The sequence below is a fragment of the Aminobacter sp. BA135 genome, assembly GCF_050859125.1.
Classification (GTDB): domain Bacteria; phylum Pseudomonadota; class Alphaproteobacteria; order Rhizobiales; family Rhizobiaceae; genus Aminobacter; species Aminobacter ciceronei.
Genome location: NZ_CP139572.1, coordinates 3,292,735 through 3,308,569 on the forward strand (window position 1 = coordinate 3,292,735; position 15,835 = coordinate 3,308,569).

Annotated in this window: 12 protein-coding genes; all 12 read right to left on the bottom strand. The window is 65.2% G+C overall.

Annotation, left to right across the window (positions count from 1 at the left end; translation table 11 throughout):
- Positions 1-2: 2 nt before the first annotated feature.
- The 12 genes from SLT36_RS15980 to tssF are packed head-to-tail and all read right to left on the bottom strand — an operon-like array spanning position 3 to position 15,835.
- Positions 3-923, bottom strand: a complete 921-nt coding sequence (locus tag SLT36_RS15980; protein ID WP_432283504.1) for a hypothetical protein — start codon at positions 921-923, stop codon at positions 3-5.
- Between the two features lie 39 nt (positions 924-962).
- The gene (locus SLT36_RS15985) at positions 963-2,045 is read right to left on the bottom strand and encodes a PAAR-like domain-containing protein (RefSeq protein ID WP_432283505.1); all 1,083 of its coding nucleotides are present in this window, start codon (positions 2,043-2,045) and stop codon (positions 963-965) included.
- Positions 2,042-3,067, bottom strand: a complete 1,026-nt coding sequence (locus tag SLT36_RS15990) for a 3-oxoacyl-ACP synthase (RefSeq protein WP_432283506.1) — start codon at positions 3,065-3,067, stop codon at positions 2,042-2,044. Before SLT36_RS15990 ends, SLT36_RS15985 begins: the two co-directional genes overlap by 4 nt.
- Positions 3,064-4,161, bottom strand: a complete 1,098-nt coding sequence (locus tag SLT36_RS15995) for a DUF2169 family type VI secretion system accessory protein (protein ID WP_432283507.1) — start codon at positions 4,159-4,161, stop codon at positions 3,064-3,066. Before SLT36_RS15995 ends, SLT36_RS15990 begins: the two co-directional genes overlap by 4 nt.
- Entirely contained in the window at positions 4,161-4,703 is a 543-nt protein-coding gene (gene tagF, locus SLT36_RS16000) for a type VI secretion system-associated protein TagF (RefSeq protein ID WP_432283508.1), read from the bottom strand. The genes SLT36_RS15995 and tagF overlap by 1 nt, the downstream gene beginning before the upstream one ends.
- On the bottom strand, positions 4,685-8,224 hold the full coding sequence (gene tssM, locus SLT36_RS16005; RefSeq protein WP_432283509.1) for a type VI secretion system membrane subunit TssM: 3,540 nt from the start codon (positions 8,222-8,224) through the stop codon (positions 4,685-4,687). The genes tagF and tssM overlap by 19 nt, the downstream gene beginning before the upstream one ends.
- A gap of 3 nt (positions 8,225-8,227) precedes the next feature.
- Positions 8,228-9,547, bottom strand: a complete 1,320-nt coding sequence (icmH, locus tag SLT36_RS16010; protein ID WP_432283510.1) for a type IVB secretion system protein IcmH/DotU — start codon at positions 9,545-9,547, stop codon at positions 8,228-8,230.
- Positions 9,548-9,551: 4 nt separating this feature from the next.
- Positions 9,552-10,886, bottom strand: a complete 1,335-nt coding sequence (tssK, locus tag SLT36_RS16015) for a type VI secretion system baseplate subunit TssK (protein ID WP_067962044.1) — start codon at positions 10,884-10,886, stop codon at positions 9,552-9,554.
- Positions 10,887-10,926: 40 nt separating this feature from the next.
- Positions 10,927-11,379: a type VI secretion system lipoprotein TssJ gene (gene tssJ / locus SLT36_RS16020; protein ID WP_067962042.1), complete on the bottom strand. Its 453-nt coding sequence runs from the start codon at positions 11,377-11,379 to the stop codon at positions 10,927-10,929.
- Between the two features lie 3 nt (positions 11,380-11,382).
- A complete protein-coding gene (gene tagH / locus SLT36_RS16025; RefSeq protein WP_432283511.1) occupies positions 11,383-12,936 on the bottom strand; it encodes a type VI secretion system-associated FHA domain protein TagH in 1,554 nt (517 codons plus the stop codon).
- Positions 12,933-13,997, bottom strand: a complete 1,065-nt coding sequence (gene tssG, locus SLT36_RS16030) for a type VI secretion system baseplate subunit TssG (RefSeq protein ID WP_432283512.1) — start codon at positions 13,995-13,997, stop codon at positions 12,933-12,935. The genes tagH and tssG overlap by 4 nt, the downstream gene beginning before the upstream one ends.
- Positions 13,961-15,835 carry a type VI secretion system baseplate subunit TssF gene (tssF, locus tag SLT36_RS16035; protein WP_432283513.1) on the bottom strand — a complete coding sequence of 625 codons (1,875 nt, stop codon included), beginning with the start codon at positions 15,833-15,835 and terminating at the stop codon, positions 13,961-13,963. The genes tssG and tssF overlap by 37 nt, the downstream gene beginning before the upstream one ends.

The window sequence follows — 15,835 nt, forward strand, 5'->3', positions numbered from 1 at the left end:
AATCAGGTGAGCTTGAAGCCGTCGTCGTATTCGAGTGACAGCGTCTTCCATTTCTTGCCATCAAAGCGCCAGGCACTGTCGGTGCCCGCGACATAGAGATAGTCGCCGTCGGTGCGAATATCCGACGCGGTCCCCGTTTCCACCTCAAGGGGCACGATGGCGTTGCCTTTCTCCACGCCGATGCCGCCCTCGTCGCCCCAGTAGGCCTTGCCGTTGTAGGTGCGCACGGCAAGATGGGTGGTGGTATCAGCCGGTTCTAGCTCGACCGCTTCCTCGTTGACGATGCGCAGGCACGTTCCGTCTTCGCCGGCGACCCGGATGGTGCCGTCCGCGGCAACGTCGATGCCGTAGAACGATTCCTGGCGATGCAGTTCCAGCGGCTGCCACGTCGAGCCCGCGAGCTTGTGCACCGATCCTGATTTTCCGCAGACCCAGATGCCATGCTTCGCGTCACCGTGAATATCCATGTATTCAGCCTGGGTGATCGGCGTGATCGGACGCCAGTCGTCTCCGACCAGCCTGACGGCGCCGCCTGAAGAGCCGACCATCATGGCGCCACCCGGGTCGGCGGCCCAGACCTGGCGAAAGCTCTCCGTGCCGACCTGATCGCGGGTCCATTGCTTGCCGCCGTAGCGCCAGATCCAGATCGTTGCCTCAAGCGCAAACAGTTCGCCTGAGGGCGACGCCGACAGCGACGTCAGCCATTCTGACGTGAACAGGACGCCCTTCGCGGTCTTTGGATTGAAGTCGTCGACCACAAAAATGACCGACACCGTGGTGTCGTAGTCGGAATCCGCGAGCAGGAACAGAATGGCCACCTTGCCATTGCCCATCGGTGCGACCTGAAGGCATTCGATCGAGGTGTCCTCATCTTCGACGAAGTCTTCCAGCTCTTCCTTGTCCATCTTCAGCTTACCGATCATGGCTAACGCCTCCCTGGCGGTTGGCTAGGCAGAGATCATTCAAGGGCAGTCCTTCTTGGACTTGGCGACGTCGGACGCCCTGACGACGACTTTCTTCGGGTCCTTTCCGAGGCTCACGGCCTCCTTCTTCAATCGCTTCTTGGCAACTCCGGCAAGTCGGCCCTGGTCAATTGCCTTCGGGCAGGTGTCGACACAGCGCTTCGTGTCCTTCACCTCCTGCGCGTCCTTGCCCATGCTCTTTTTCTGATAGTCCTGGTTCGCTTTCCTGAGGCACTCCGCAGCAGCATCCTTCACTTCGTCAGGAATTTTCGGGTCATCCATGTTGTCGACCGTTGCCCTGGCGCATTTCTCGTTGAAATCGCCGAGCTTGCCCTCCTGGTTGAGCTTGATCCACTTGGCCGCTTCCTGGGTCTTGAGGTTGTGAGGCGTCTTCGACCCCTTGCCGATGACTTTGCCGGTGGCGCCGGCCTTCTTTGCCTTGGCAGCTTCGCCCGGAACCCACTTCGCCTTCATGCAGATGCAGGGGGCCTTGCTTTCATCATAGGCCTGACAGCAGTCCAGCGTCAGGTCGCGTACGCCCTTGGCGGTGAAGAAACGTACCTCCGTGGTGTGCTCCTTCTCATATCCCTCCGGACACGTCAGCTTGTTGTAAGGCTTGATCTCCAGCATGCTGCAGTTGAAGGTCGCCACCGTCGCCGTGGAGATATTCGGCATCGGCGGCCCGCCGGCGGTCGGCGAGGCGTGGTCGTTGGAACCGATGTCGGAGAAGCGGTTGATCGGTTCGCCGTCCATCTTCACGTTGCCGGACCAGGCGTGGGCGTATTCCTTGCCCGTGTTGACAGAGGTGATGATGTTCTTCTTCGGCGCGCAGCCGGCTTCGTTGCCCGAACATTTCGTATAGTAGGACTTGTTCTTCTGCGTGATCGTCTTGCCCCCGATCTTGACCGTGCTGGTGCCGCTGTCGGTGTCGTCGTCCATGCTGAAGGTGGGATAGGGGATCGGTACGCCGGGGGGCGTCGCGGGCGTTTGCGGCGGCGTGAAGCAGACATAGGGGAAGGCGGCGATGATCTTGTTGGCCTGCGCCTTGCAGGCGATCTCCAGACCGTTGGCATAGACGGTCATGCGGCTCTCCTCGATACAAAGACTGCAGCGCCACACGCGCCGTCATCCGACGACGCTTCGATGAGCACCGGATTGCCGGCCGCGTAACCTTTTGCCGCCGCGGTCCAGGCCATGCCCACCATCACGGGAACGGCTGCGGCACCGATGTTGCCAAGCGATTCCGCAGGCGACCACAAATCCTGGAATTCGTGTCGGCCGCGCAGCAGCCGGATCGAAGCGAGTGCGGTCTGCTTGAACCAGTATTGTTCGCCGATGAGGTCCGAGATGCGGTAGCCCAGCCGGTTCATCTCGATGCCGGTTTCGCCAAAAGCCGCATGATAGGCCGCTGTCATGCCATCGGCTCGCAACGGCAGATCGTCCTTGTTGTAGATCGAGGCTGTTTCGCGCGACAGGCCAAGGCCGAATAGCTGGAAGCTTCCGCCATTCGGCCGGGTGCACAACACCGCCGCCGCTGCCTCTCCCGGAATGAAGCCGTTCGAGTTGTCGGCGGTCAGCAGGCGGCGTCCCTTGAGGTAATGGGCAATCGTCGGCGCGGTCAGATAGCTGTCGACGCCAGCGATCATCACATAGGGCACGTCGCCGGATGCCAGCAGCCTGCGGGCATGATCGAATGCCACGTGCCCGGCAGGGCGCCCATGCGCCACGGTGCGGGAGCGGCTGTGAGGTTCGACCTTGACGATTTCGCCGATCCGCCGGAGCAGGCCGGAATTGTCGCGCACCGGCCGGCCAGGGCGGTTCTCCTCGGGAAGGCAGAGGATAAGTGCTGTCTGGCCACGCGCTTCAGGGGCGCGGTCGAACGCCTCGGTGATGGCGCCTGCTGCCAGATGCGCCATGCGCTTCTCGCCGATCCAGTTGCGCGGCAGCGGGACGGGCGCGCCGGTCAGCCACCCCTCCGGCGAGCCGAGGAAACGCGTCTCTTGGAAGCCGTCCAGACGCGCGCGCATAGCCGCGCATGCTGAAGGCGCATCGAGCCCGACGGCTGTGGCCATCCCGACCGAAATGATGGCGACGCCGGCGGTCATGCCTCTTCCTCCTCAGGTGCTACCCCATCGGCACGGACGAAGGTGCGGCCGGCTGCCCGCGCCCTCAGCATGGATTCGGTGGGGGGACCTACCCAGCATTCGGTAAAATCCAGAATTGTGCGCTCGATCCGCTGCGCAACCCGCCAGACCAGGTGGTAGCGGCGGTTCTCGGGGTCGAACAGGATAGTGTCGGGGTACAGCTCACCCTCGAAATTCTTGGCGCCATCCTTGAACAGGGTCATCTCAAGCCCGGTTGTCGGCAGCCGGAAGCTCACCCGACCTTCCGGCGTCAGGTTCACCAGCTGTACCTCTTCACCACCCTTGGGATGATCGATCTGCTGGTCGGGCGGAGCCATCTGGAAATAGCGCTCGTCGAAGTCAGACGGCAGGAAGGGAAAGATGTTTTTCGTCCAGTTGTCATCGTAGGTACCGCCATGTTCGATGCGGCCGGGCCAGCCGCGGCCCATCGGTCCGAAGCTCATCGGCGTGTAGTCGCCGAAGGGCGAGCGGACTTCCTCACCGACCTTCTGGGTGTTTGGCAGCCGCAGGCCCGGAACGAGGTGCTGGTTCCTGGTGCGCGACCAGCCGGTGCCGACCGGATTGGCGCCGTAGACGCCAGGCATCTTGTCCTCGGGATCCAGCTTGTCGACGCCACCCCAGGCGACGTCATAGCTGATCGGCAGTTTCAGGAAGGGCTGCGGTGCGGTCGCGGTGAAGACCGGGCCGATGGCGCGCCATTCGCGATGGCCGACCACCTCGAACAGTTTCGACCAGTTGCCGACCTTGATGCCGACCGGCACACGTTCCGCCGGCCGGCCGCCGGGCGCATAGGCGCAGCCATTGGCAATCACGTCGCAGCGCGGCTTGCAGAAGGCAAAATCGGTTTCCCACAGCGTGGCGGAATAGCCGGGCTCGCCCGTCTGCGTGTCGGCAAAGACCAGCGGCGCCTGCTCGGCCGACTTGCGCACCAATCCGCCCGGTGCGTCGGGAAGGTCGAACGTGCCCTTGACCACGACGACGATGTAGTCGTGGCCAGCCTTGTCCATGGCTACGGTGAATTGATGGACGTAGCCGGTCTGGTTCCAGATCTGCATCAGCTGGTCTCCCAGCTCGCGGTGAGCAGCCGGTCGAGGACCGCTTGTGGGGCCGCCGGATCGACGTCCACCGGCACCCATGGGCCGGCCCACAAGACCATGCTGAGCACAGGCTCTCCCGTCATGTCGGCGATCGGAAACGGCAGCTCGGCAAGGCTGGCGGCGAATTCGTCTGCGCTGACATAACCATAGCGCGCCGCGTCGGCCGCCATCTCAATGTCGTCGAACCATTTCGCCGCCATGTCAGCCACTCCCGATTTGGCGGCGGAGAGGGGGGCTGCGACGGTCAGCGGAAAACGGCGGCCGGCGCGATCGTTGCTCGTTACGACGATGCCGGCCATCGGGCCATTGGCATCAGGGCCGAGCAGAAAACGCAGTGCCACGTCCTCTGGCCAGGCGCCCGAACTCTGCAATGGCGCGAGGTGGCTTGCCACCCAACGGTCCCATGCGCGCACGAAGTCGCCGGGAAGCCCGCGGCCGACGAAGTCTCCGGTCGCCGGAATCTTGCCGTAGAAGCCGGTGGCTAGATGTTCTGCGGGCACGTGAACCTCTTGAACATCTGCAGGTTGTAGGGGTTCTCGACACTTGCCGCCTTGAGCTCGAAGTCGGCGTAAAAACTCTTGGCGCCGAGGCGCAGGTTGTAGACGTCGGACAGCGATGTCGCCGTGAAGCGACCCTTGGTGAGCAGCCGCAGCCAGGCCCAGCTCCCGGTTTCGTTGACGATGACTTCAGGCGACCCATCGATGGGCTGGAAGGCCAACGAGATGGTGCCGGTGCCGTCCTTGCCCGGCCAGGTCATCGGCTGAGGGCGGGTGGCGTTGTTGTAGTAGACGAGGCTTTGGCCATCGAGGTTGAGCGTCACCCGCGTGACTGTCGGCGACAGATCCTTGGGCTCGAGCGTGAAGCTCATCAGGGGGCCGGTGCCGCCCGGGAAAAGGTCGTCGCGAATACGGCGCGCCTGCTCGAAGGCGGCAAGGGCAGACGAATCCAGACCCATGTCGGCACGCCAGGTCCATGGTTGTTTGGCCGTGTCGACATAGCTGATCAGGTGGTCGTTGGTGAAAGCGTCGATCAGTCCGCCTGGGCCGAACAGGCGGGCGAAATCGCGGACGTTGACGTCAACGGCACTTTCCGGGCTGAACGGATATCGGTTGGTCAAGGCTGCCTGGCAGAACGGCAGGATGTCGGCGCGCCAGATGGCATTGAGCTCGGAGGTGACGGCCTTTTCGGTCAGGCCGCTGGTGTCGCCGGCGATGCCGCCGAGCCAGTCGTCGATCGGATCGGGCAGAATCTGCGCCTGGCGGGCGACGGCCCCGGTGAGTTCCGCGAGCCCGCCCTGCTTCTTGATGGCATCCTGCGGGTCGGGATTGGCGGTGACTGTCTGCAGCACGTTGGATAGTGCCGTCAAGGCGACGACCGCGGCATCGAGCATGGGGGGCTGGCCGTCGACTTCGGCGACCGCACCTTTCAGCGGCTTGAAATGCTCGGCGACGAGCGTGCCGGTCATGTCGACTTCTGCTGCCGACCCGGCACGCGGCAACAGCTTGGCGCCGGCTTTGGCCAGTTTGCCGACCTTGCCGAGCTTGCCCAACAGCTTGGAGGCGCCTTTCGATGCGGCCTTGTTGTCGCCGGCCGGCTCCTCGTCCGAGCGGATGAGATCGGTCTCGTGAACGACTGCCGTGACCAGGCGCTTGAGCGCGGAATCGGCGCTCGACAGGTCCTTCAAATTCTCGCTGGCGACGTTGAGGTCGGTCAGCGGTGCCAGCCTTATGTCGCGCAGCAGGCTGTCCCACTGGGCGATGAAATCCTCGTAGTAGAGCTTCAGGATGTCTTCCGACAGCGCCGACACCGAGGTCTCGGAATTCTCCTCGCAGCCGCCGGCAAAGACGGCGCGGTCGAGTGCCGCCTGAGCGGCGACATCCTCCAGCCGATCGAGGATGACGTCGTGGAAGCCGGCATAGGTGAATGCGCCGGGCAGGCCGACACGCAATGTTTTGTCGGAGCGGCGGGCAAAGACCTTGGAGCCGTTCGGGCCGGCGAAATTCGCCGGGATCCACTCCTTCAGTTCGGAGACGGCGGGATCGGCCAGCAGTTGCTTGTAGGCGCGTGCTGGCAGCGAAATGGTGCAGACGCTTTTCAAGGCCTCGGCGACCAGCGCCGGATCGGGCGCGACATAGCTCGCGTCGATCGTCATGCGGCGGATGGCGGCAAGCTGGTGCTCTTCTGCGTTGGGCGTCGGGAAGGGCGCGACGGGCGCGAATTCAGGCAGGTCGTTGACCCACCAGCTCTGGGCGAAATCCGCGTCCATCTGGGAGAGGCCGGTCATCATGCGATAGGTCTTGAGCGCCCCCAGCATGAATTCCGGATCGCGGACCTGGCGCCACATCGTCGTTTCGAGCAGGGCGACCATGCGGGGTTCGAGGATGTTGCGCAAAGCGTGGTTGTAGCTGTCGGCCTGGGCCCGCAGCAGCTCCGGAGAGGCCGTCGGGCCGACCAGGTCACGAAAACCGCTGGGTGGTGGCGTTCGCGCATTGGTGACCTCGTCCATCGCAGCCAGTGCCACATCGATGTCGGGCGCGTCGACAGGGGCTGGAGCCGCTGCGAATGGTGCAAGCGGCGCCTGCAGTGCCTCCAACTGGCCGGCTTGGGCCGCGATGGCATTGCGGTTGTCGTAATAGGACAGTCCGAACAGCGCTCCGGCAAGCAGGACAGTTGCTCCGCAGGCTGCGGCGGCACCGCGCCAGATCCAGGTCCGGCGGCGTTGCGCCAGGGGATCGAACATGCCCAGCCCGGCTTCCTTGAAGATCACTTCGGTGAGCAGGTTCTTGAGGAAAAAACTGCGCTTTTCGACACGCGGCGACGACATGGCACGGCGCGGCGGCAGACCGAACGAGGAAGAGAGTGCAGCGGTCAGCCGGTCGATGGGCGCGCCTTCCTGTGTGGCCGAAGTCAGATATACGCCGCGCAACCAGGCGCTGTCTTCGTAGCGGCTTTCGCCGAAAATCTGTTCGACGAGCAGGCGGATCGGTTCGGACAGGCTTTCGACCTGGGCCGGGAACCTGAAGATTTCGGCGCGTGCGGCGAGGCTGTCTTCGTCCTCAAGGCGGGGGACGAGGCGCCGCTCGAGCTCGGTCGCCAGAAGCGAGATCTCGCTTGCGACCATCTTGCCGTCGACACGTGCATCAGGCGCGAATGTCGTACCCCAGACCTGCTCGCGGGCTGAAGTCGACAGTCCGCCGAAGAAGGGCTCGAAGCCTTTGATGAGGTCCGCCTTGGTCAGCATCAGATAGACCGGGAGCCGGATTTCGAGACGTTCGTTCAGCTCGGCGAGGCGGCGGCGGATCTTGCGGCCATGCGCCTTGATGGCTTCATCGCCCTCCGAGAACGCATCGATCGACAGCGCGACGATGACACCGTTCAGGGCGCGCCGGCCGCGATGCTTCTTCAACAGGTCGAGAAAGCCCAGCCATTCCACGGCATCGACATCTGGCTGGCTCTCCTGCTGGACGTAGCGGCCGGCGGTGTCGATCAGCACCGCGTGTTCGGCGAAGAACCAGTCGCAGTTGCGGGTGCCGCCGACACCCTGGATGTCGTCGGTGAGATCGATCGGGAAATTCAGCCCGGACTGGCGCAAAGCCGTGGTCTTGCCGGTGGCCGGCGGTCCGACGATGACATACCACGGCATGTCGCGCAGCAACTTGCGGCCGCCGAGCTTGCGCCGCTTCATCTCGTCCATCAGCCCCTGGAACTTGGCGCCGACCGCGGCAACGCTCTGTTCGCCCGCCGTCAGCGGCTTTTCGACCGGCGGGGCGGCAATCTCGGCGACGAACATGCGATTGGCTCGGATGGCGCGGCGCTGCGCCAAAATCAGCCAGATCAGCCACAGGATGACCAGGCCTGCGATCAGCGCCATGCGTACGGTTTCGGACGCAAACGGCGTGCTCTGGCCGACCGCAACGATGGGGCCGAAGATCCAGATGATCAGGGAAAGCAGCGTCAGGCCGATCAGCGTCCAGAGCCACCGCGATGTCAGTACCGACCAGAGGAAGCGCAGGATGAACATCTGTCACAACCTCTTTTCGACCAGCACTTCGACGCGGCGATTGAGCGCCCTGCCTTCGCGCGTGGCGTCGTCGGCAACGGGGTCGGTGGCGGCGCGCCCCTCGGAGCGCACGCGCTCGCGCGGCACGCCGTTCTGGACGAGCATGTCGGCAATTGTCGCGGCGCGGGCCTCCGACAGGCGCTGGTTGGTGGACAGCGGGTTGGTTCTTTGCAGCGGGATGCCGTCGGTATGGCCGACGATGGTGACGTTGCCGATCAGCTCCTGATTCTCGACGATCACCTTGGCGATTGCTTCGATGAGCGGCTGGAAGCCGTCGGTGAGTTCAGCTCGCGACGACTGGAACAACTCGGGGTTGGAGGCCTGGATGACGAGACGGGCAAGCGACACGCTTTCGGCGCCCTTGAGCGCCGGACGCAGGCCTTCGGGCGTGGCGGCGGCGAACTCGGGCAACAGCGCGAAGTCGACGGTTTCGACCGGCGGTGCTTCCGCCTTGGGTGTGGCGCGCAACACCTCGGCGCGGTCGGCCGGTGGAAGCGCACGCACAAGGGCCGAGAGCTGGACGGCCTGGTTGCTCAGCCCCAGCGAGAATGCGATGTAGATCGCGGTGGCGAGCACGGCAGCGATGACGCCCATCACCCAGATCGGCACGGTGAAGCGCGGCGCCTCGTCGGCGGCAACGACGCCGCGCCAGTTGGGCGACAGCGGCGCGTCTTCGGCATCGGCGTCGCGCAGGAAGCGGGCGGCGGCGACACGCACGGCATTCAGCGACCGGTCGCCCGAGCGTCCGGGCACCCGGTATTTGCCGCGGAAGCCCAGCGCCATGCAATGATACTGCAGCTCCAGCATTTCCCTATCGCGGTTTGGGTGGCGCTCGAGCTCCTCCAGGCGCGAGAAGAACTGGGCACCTGCATCGACGTCGCCGCGCAGCATGACAACCAGCGGTTGCCGAGGCCAGGCGCTCGAGCCGCCCCACGGCGTGTTCAACGCGAGGTCATCAAGCAGCGCGGCCACCGCCCACGCAGCCTGATCGGCCCGTTCGACCGACGATCCGGCGGCAACGGCGGCGTCGCGACCGCGCACCAGTTCTTCCTGCAGGCGGGTGCGCAGGTGCTCGGGATTCTCGGGCGGCAATGCGTTTTCGAGTTCGGGCGCGAATTCCAGCAAGGCGGAAAATGCATTGACCAATGTGTTCGGATGGGTGCGCGAGCGCTTCAGCGGCGCAGACGAAAACGGCATCGGCATGCGCGGCTGCGGCGTACCCACCATGCGTATCCGGGTACGCTCACGATCCTCCGACAAGCCGAAAGGATCGTCCTGGCTCATCGCGTCACCTGTTCACCGAATAGCAGTCGACCTGCGGCTCGCTCGGCAATACGCCGGAAACGCCGATGACGAATCCGGGTGCGTCGAGGAGGGAGGCCCAGTGCTCGCTTCTCTGATCGAGTTCAAGGCAAAGGCGGTCGCCGTCATAGGGGATTTCACGCGGCTGCGAATGCAGCGGCTTCAGCGGTATGCCCGGCAGGCGCGACTTCCACAGGCCTTCGAATTCGCTGGCGGCCCCCACCGTCGCCTGGTTGACGAAGATCTTGCGCAGCGCGTCCTCGGAAAGCTCGGAGCCGACGCGGATGACGATGCGGCTGGCAACGAGCAGCTTGGGGTTGTCGATGCGCACCTTCCAGACATTGGTGGAGTGGCGCATGACCGGCAGCGCCCGCGATTTCGGCTCGACATAACGCAGGCTGAGGATCAGCGAACGCAAGGTGTCGGCGAGCGCCGAATAGGCAGGACCTGGGGCCATGTGGTCATAAACTGGCAGTTCGGCGAGACGGCGCGAATTCGAGCCGTAGGTCGCCATCGATCCGGCGAGGCCGGCAAGTTCGAGATAGAGTTCGGCCGGATGGAAGATGTCCTGCGCCAGCATATGCGCCAGCCGTGGTCGCGCCGCATTGGCAAGGTTGAGCATCAGCAGATCTTCGACGCTGCGGCCGGGGCCGCCAAGCACCATCTTGGCATGCGCCTCGGCGATCTGGTCGAGCCCGGTGATGACCTCCTGCAGAAGCTGGGCGTACCAATGGACCGCACCTGTGGCGAGCGTCGGCGGCAGGAAGTTGGCGTCGACGGCAACACCGCCATCGGCGCGCAGGCCGGTGATTTCGGTAATCGGCAATGCCGTGTAGCCGCCGACCGATTTTCCCGGAGCAAGCAACAAGGCCTGCGGCCGGGCGATCTCGATCTCCTCGGGATCCGATCCGCCTTGCACGGCATCGCGAACGGTGACGATGCGGCCGCGGTAGCGCGCACCGCTGGTCTCGGCATGCGCCGGATCGAAGCCGACGCCACCGGGCGGTTCCAATGGTACCGCGATCAACACCGGACCGCCGCCCATGTCGGCGGTGATGGCGAGCGGCTTTGGCGCGTCCATGGTGTCGGGAATGGCGAAGGGCGTGCCGTCGGGAAAGATGCCGCGCGCCGAAAGCACGGCGACCTGTCCGGCTTCCAGCTGGGCCGGGTCGAGGGTGAGCGTGCGGAAGCCATAGGTGTGAAGTTGCCCGGCCTGCAGCGCGCCGCGCACCGTCGCCTCGAAGAAGCGGTCCTGTTGCTGGAAGTGCTGGGTCCGAAGGAAAAGCCCTTCGGACCAGAGCACCCTGTTTGCGTCGGTCATGCGGCAACTCTCTGCATCGACAACTCCTGATATGGCCCGGTCAGGCCGAAATGCCTCCGCTGCCGAGCGTCACGGTGATAGTCACCGTCGAACCCGGTGAAACCGACTTCGTCGTCCGCCAGGTGCGACCGGTTGGTTCGCGAACAAGCGCGACGAAGCCGAGCGCGGTCGCCTCCGGCTCGACGGTGATCGTCTTCGATGCCGCCGCACCCGGGCCGACCGAAAGCTGGTCGGAGCCGATGAGATCGCCGGCAAGTGCCGAGCCGGCGTCGCCCTGCAGGGCGAAATAGTCGGCCGAGTTGAACTTGCCCGTGCTCTTCAATCGCATGACCAGAACCGTCACCGGCCTGTCGCCGCCGTCAGGCCCGGGGTTCATGCCGGCTTGACCGCTCACATTGACGGTGACGGTGGACGGTTTCGGTGGCCCGCTTTGGCAGGCGGCCACCAGTCCTGTAGCGCCGAGAGCAATAATGAAGTCGCGCCGGTCGATCATGCGTCACTCCTCTTCATATGCGTTGCGGAAGTCGGCTCCTATTTCGCCCATGAAGCGCGTCTCGGCGCTCACGGCGATCTCACGATGGCGTTTCTTGTAGAGGTCCCAAAGCTTGGCGCTGCGGCCGCCGGCGAGCAGTTTCTCGATCGACGAGCTCGACTTCAGCTCCTCTTCGAGCGCGACGGGATCGAAGCGGTCGATCATGTGGCGCAACGCGCCCTGCAGGCCGCGCCAGGCGCGAACATGGTGATGGGCGAGGTCGCGGATCGCATCCGATATGGCCGGCTCTCCGGCGAGAAAACCCGGACTGCGCTCGGCCAGGATGGTTGCCAGCGCATCGTCGACCGTGGGCAGGAACTTGAGCGGATTGACCTCCGAGGAGCCGACGATTGTCTGCTCGATGCGAGCGTTGCCCTTTTCCTCGGCGCGCTTGCGCAACAGCTGCATCAGGCCTTCGAGCATCAGGCGATACTCACGGCCGAATTTTTCCATCTCGGCCAGCGGGTCGCGGTTGGAAGAGGCGTTTTCGCCAAGGCCCATGCCGCGCAGGAAGGCGGCGCGCAGCGCGCTGTCGGATGGTGCGGGCGTAGGCGTTGGCGCGGGGATGGGCGCGGCTGCAGGTGCTGCCACCGCATTTGCCGCGGCCTTCTCCCGCGCACGCAGGGACATCGGCGGCGGGGGCGGTGTGTCAGCTCGGCGGGCAGGCGCGTCCCAGGGCGCCACCGATGCCGGCTGTGCCGGAGCCGGCACTGGGGGCGGAGCGAGAGCGGTTTCGCGCGGGTTTGCATCGACCGCCGGCGGAAGCGGCGTCATAGGCGGAAGGTCGAAACCGTCATCGAATGACGGCGATTGTGTCACGACCGGTCCCGCCTTTGACTTCGGCGTCTCGGCCGACGCGAGGCCGAAAGGATCGGCAAAGGCGGCCGTGCCGTTCTGGCTGTCGTCGGCATGGCCGTTCACAACGGGTGTCGCCACCGGATCGAGGCTGAACGGATCGTCGAAGGCAGGCGAATTGCGCTCGGAGCCGCCGGCGCGCTCATAGGCGCGGAACGCGCCGGGCTCGGGATGCTCGAACGGGTTGGGCAGATCGGCGGGGCGGGGACGCTGAGGCTCCTCGTCCGTCTTGATCGAGAAGAAATCGTCGCCGCCGAGACCGACCGGGGCGCGAGATGCGGCAGGCGCGGGTTGCGGCACCGATGTCCTGGACGGTGTTGGCTTGAAATGCTGCAGGTGGGCTTCCGTTGGCTGCAACTCCACCGACACGACATAGTCGCCAAGACGGAGCCGCATGCCATGGCGCAGTTGCGCCGAGTTGCCCGAGCCAAGGGCGCTGCCGGCGTCATCGATGAACAGGCCGCTGCTCGACGTGTCGACGACGACGTAGCCGTCCTGTCCTGATGTGATCTTGCAGTGGGCGCGCGAGACGAACATGTCGGGGTCGTCGATCTGCCAGTCCGCATCGGGACTGCGACCGATCACGAGTTCACCCTGATCCAGCCGGGTCTGGCGCACTGCCTGTGCGCGCGGTCCCTGCTCAAGCGTGAGGAGCAAGCTCATGCCCCGACTCCCGCCATTTCGGGCCGCCAGCCGACGATCGTCCGCAGGCGCATATCCTCAGCATCGCCCCTTTCGGCAGGGGGCGCAAGCCACGCCGTTCGGCCGAGCTGCGCCGCCCCGATGCGGGCCGGCGGCACCTCGTCGCTGGCCAGCACAAGCCTGAGGTCGACGTCGAGCAATTCGCCGAGGAGGTCGCTTATGGCGCGCTTGAGGACAGCCAGTCGCCGGCTGCCGGGAAGGAAGGATGCGTAGGTGTTCAAATCGAGCGGGCCGAGGCGCAGCTCGACGCGGTTCTGGCGGCTGAAGCTGCGCGGCCCGATGGTCGCACTTCTTCCCAGGGAGGCGCTGGCCATGCCGAGCCTCGTCTGCAGCGCGGCTGGAACGTCCAGCCATGACGCCACGAACTCCTTGAGCTGGACCTTCACATTGAACACTTCGGCGACGAACAGGGTCAGCCGCTCGGGGCCGTCGACCTGTCCGGCAAGTGCAGCCGCCTGCCGTAGCTTGACTGCGTCGACATCCGGATCCTGGGCATTGCCGGTTTCAGGCAGCCCGATGCCGGCCATGGCCTCCAGCATCGCGCGGATACGCCCGCCGACGGCACGCTCGACCTGCACGCCGGGATGCGCGTCCGCCCAGGCGCGGTAGAACAGGGCGATCATGCGGTGCTGCAGAATATTGACGAACTCGACGAAGGTTGTGTCGCTGGTCTGATGGGCATCCGCACCGGCAAACCAGCGCTGCGACATGCGGTCGAGTACCCACCGCGTGACATGCAGCGGCAGCGGACCTTCGGGGCCAAGCAGGCCAAGATTGGCGACGGTGACCCGCGCGGCACCCTTGTCGGTGGCGGGCGAAAAATTGACGACGTCCTGGGTCGCAAAGCCCAGACGCACATGCTGGCCGAGGCGTGCAGGCTCACGGTCCGGCCGGCCGGAGTGACCGAACAGGCGGCCGTCCCGGTTTTCAAGCTGGCGCAACAGCTCGAAGAAGTCATAGCCCTCGGACAGCGTGTCGGCAGCCGCTAGATCAGGAAGCGGTTGCCGGGCGTCATCGGCCATGGCACGTCCTCCTGCTTCTGGAGCAGCCGCGTGCGGGTGCGCACGAAGCCGTTGATACCGGCGTGGCGGGCGAACAGCCGCGCCAGAAGAGCTGAAAGCAGCAGCGAGCTTTGGCCTGACAGGACCGACTGGTCGATGTGGAGCAGGATCTCGATGCCGCGGCCGAAACACATCGGCCCCGGTATCGCCAGGCGCTCGATCACCGGCTGGGAATCGATGCGGACGATCGAGCGGACATGGCGCGCCAGCCCTGGGTCGCCGCGATCGGCATAGAGGTCGAGCGTTGCGTGCAGCGGATCGACGCCACGCCCTTCCTTGGCAAGGCTGAGGAAGTTGAGTGCGAGTTGCGCCACCAGTCGCCAGGCGAGATCGTCGGCCCGGGATTCCGCGTCGGCCCCGGCAGGCAGCGCCGCCGGTATGGAGGGCTGCGGCGCACGCAATGCACCAAGCAGGCGGACCGCCTCAACCGGGTCGCCGCTCTCCAGCGTCAGCGTCGGATTGTCGTCGAGGATCGGCAGGTCGCGATTGGTGCAGAGAGCGGTGATCTCGATGCGTTTGAGCGGCCGCCCGGCCGGGATGCCTGCCGGACGGGAGATCGCCAGGAAAACGTCGTCGCCGGTGTAGGAGGTGCGTGTCATGCCCTCGCGCCGCTCGTCTTCGGTGGCACGGCGTGGACGGCGCTCGATCGAATAGACCCAGCCGCTGCCCCGGTTCTGACCCAGACTGAATAGTGCCGGGATCTCGGCGTCGGGGCCCTGGGCGTCGGCATCCTCGACATGGGTGACGCGGAAGATTTCGAAATCCCGCGGCCGGGTCCGGTCGGCATAAAGCACCTGCCGGGTCTTGCGGGCATCGAGCTCGATGACGTTGCATTCGCGCTCGAACAGATTGATCACCGGCGTGGCGAAAAGCTCGAAGTCGGCTGGCGCGAGGTCGGCGAGTTCAGGTGCGGCCCGCCGCAACAGGAAGAAGATTTCGAGCCCCGCTTCGGAGCTGCGCAGGACCGGCAGCAGACCCTGCACGCGGACATAATGGAAGCGCTCCGGCATCATGAAATATTCGCGCAGCAGCCGGTAGCCTTCGAAGGTCGGACGCGTGCGCGGCATCAGGGCTTCGCTGTCGTTGATGCCGATCATCTCGGGCTGGGGCAGCACCGTGAGCTTGCCTGACTTGCCGTTGGGGCGGGCGCCAATTGCCGTGCAGACGCCAAAGATCGTGTCGAACAGCAGCGGCGCCTTGGTGCGCCCGGCAAAATGCAGGTCGAGCCGATCGAGCGCCAGTTCGTTGAGCTTGCCCTTGCCGGATCTGGCGATGGTGATGCGCAGCGCCGCCTCGCACACAACACCGCTGATCGGCGAGATGCCGGCTGCGGCGAGCGCGCTGCGATCCTGATAGTAGCCGACCGACGCAATCTCGATCGGCCACAAGGTGACGTCCTGGGCGGTCGTGAAGGTGGAGCGCGTCGAAAGGTTGGGCTGCAGGTTGGCGACAAGCCGGGTGCTGCGCTTGACGACGTGGCCCATGTTCATCGTCTGAACCTGCTGGCCCGGCTTCAGCACCGCCATGGTCACCGCGGGTGCCTGCGTCAGCAGGTCGGGATAAAGCACTTCGAGGACGCTGCGCGCGAACCTCGAGCGTTCGGCATCGACCTTGAGCCGGGTGCGTGCGGCGAGGAAGGCGACGCCGTCGAGCAGGCGCTCGACATAAGGGTCGGGGCAGGGCGCGGTGTCGAGCGAGAGGTTGCGTGCGACCGCCGGGTGCATGTCGGCGAATTCCGCTGCAAGCGTGCGGATGTGGGTCAGCTCCTCCTCGTAATACTCCAGGAAGATCCGATCCAT

Bases quoted from the DNA above. Each gene is read 5' to 3' on its own strand.
- icmH (WP_432283510.1), bottom strand. From the start codon at position 9,547: ATGAGCCAGGACGATCCTTTCGGCTTGTCGGAGGATCGTGAGCGTACC.
- SLT36_RS15980 (WP_432283504.1), bottom strand. From the start codon at position 923: ATGATCGGTAAGCTGAAGATGGACAAGGAAGAGCTGGAAGACTTCGTC.
- tssM (WP_432283509.1), bottom strand. From the start codon at position 8,224: ATGTTCATCCTGCGCTTCCTCTGGTCGGTACTGACATCGCGGTGGCTC.
- tagH (WP_432283511.1), bottom strand. From the start codon at position 12,936: ATGAGCTTGCTCCTCACGCTTGAGCAGGGACCGCGCGCACAGGCAGTG.
- SLT36_RS15985 (WP_432283505.1), bottom strand. From the start codon at position 2,045: ATGACCGTCTATGCCAACGGTCTGGAGATCGCCTGCAAGGCGCAGGCC.
- tssG (WP_432283512.1), bottom strand. From the start codon at position 13,997: ATGGCCGATGACGCCCGGCAACCGCTTCCTGATCTAGCGGCTGCCGAC.
- tssF (WP_432283513.1), bottom strand. From the start codon at position 15,835: ATGGATCGGATCTTCCTGGAGTATTACGAGGAGGAGCTGACCCACATC.
- SLT36_RS15995 (WP_432283507.1), bottom strand. From the start codon at position 4,161: ATGCAGATCTGGAACCAGACCGGCTACGTCCATCAATTCACCGTAGCC.
- SLT36_RS15990 (WP_432283506.1), bottom strand. From the start codon at position 3,067: ATGACCGCCGGCGTCGCCATCATTTCGGTCGGGATGGCCACAGCCGTC.
- tssK (WP_067962044.1), bottom strand. From the start codon at position 10,886: ATGACCGACGCAAACAGGGTGCTCTGGTCCGAAGGGCTTTTCCTTCGG.
- tssJ (WP_067962042.1), bottom strand. From the start codon at position 11,379: ATGATCGACCGGCGCGACTTCATTATTGCTCTCGGCGCTACAGGACTG.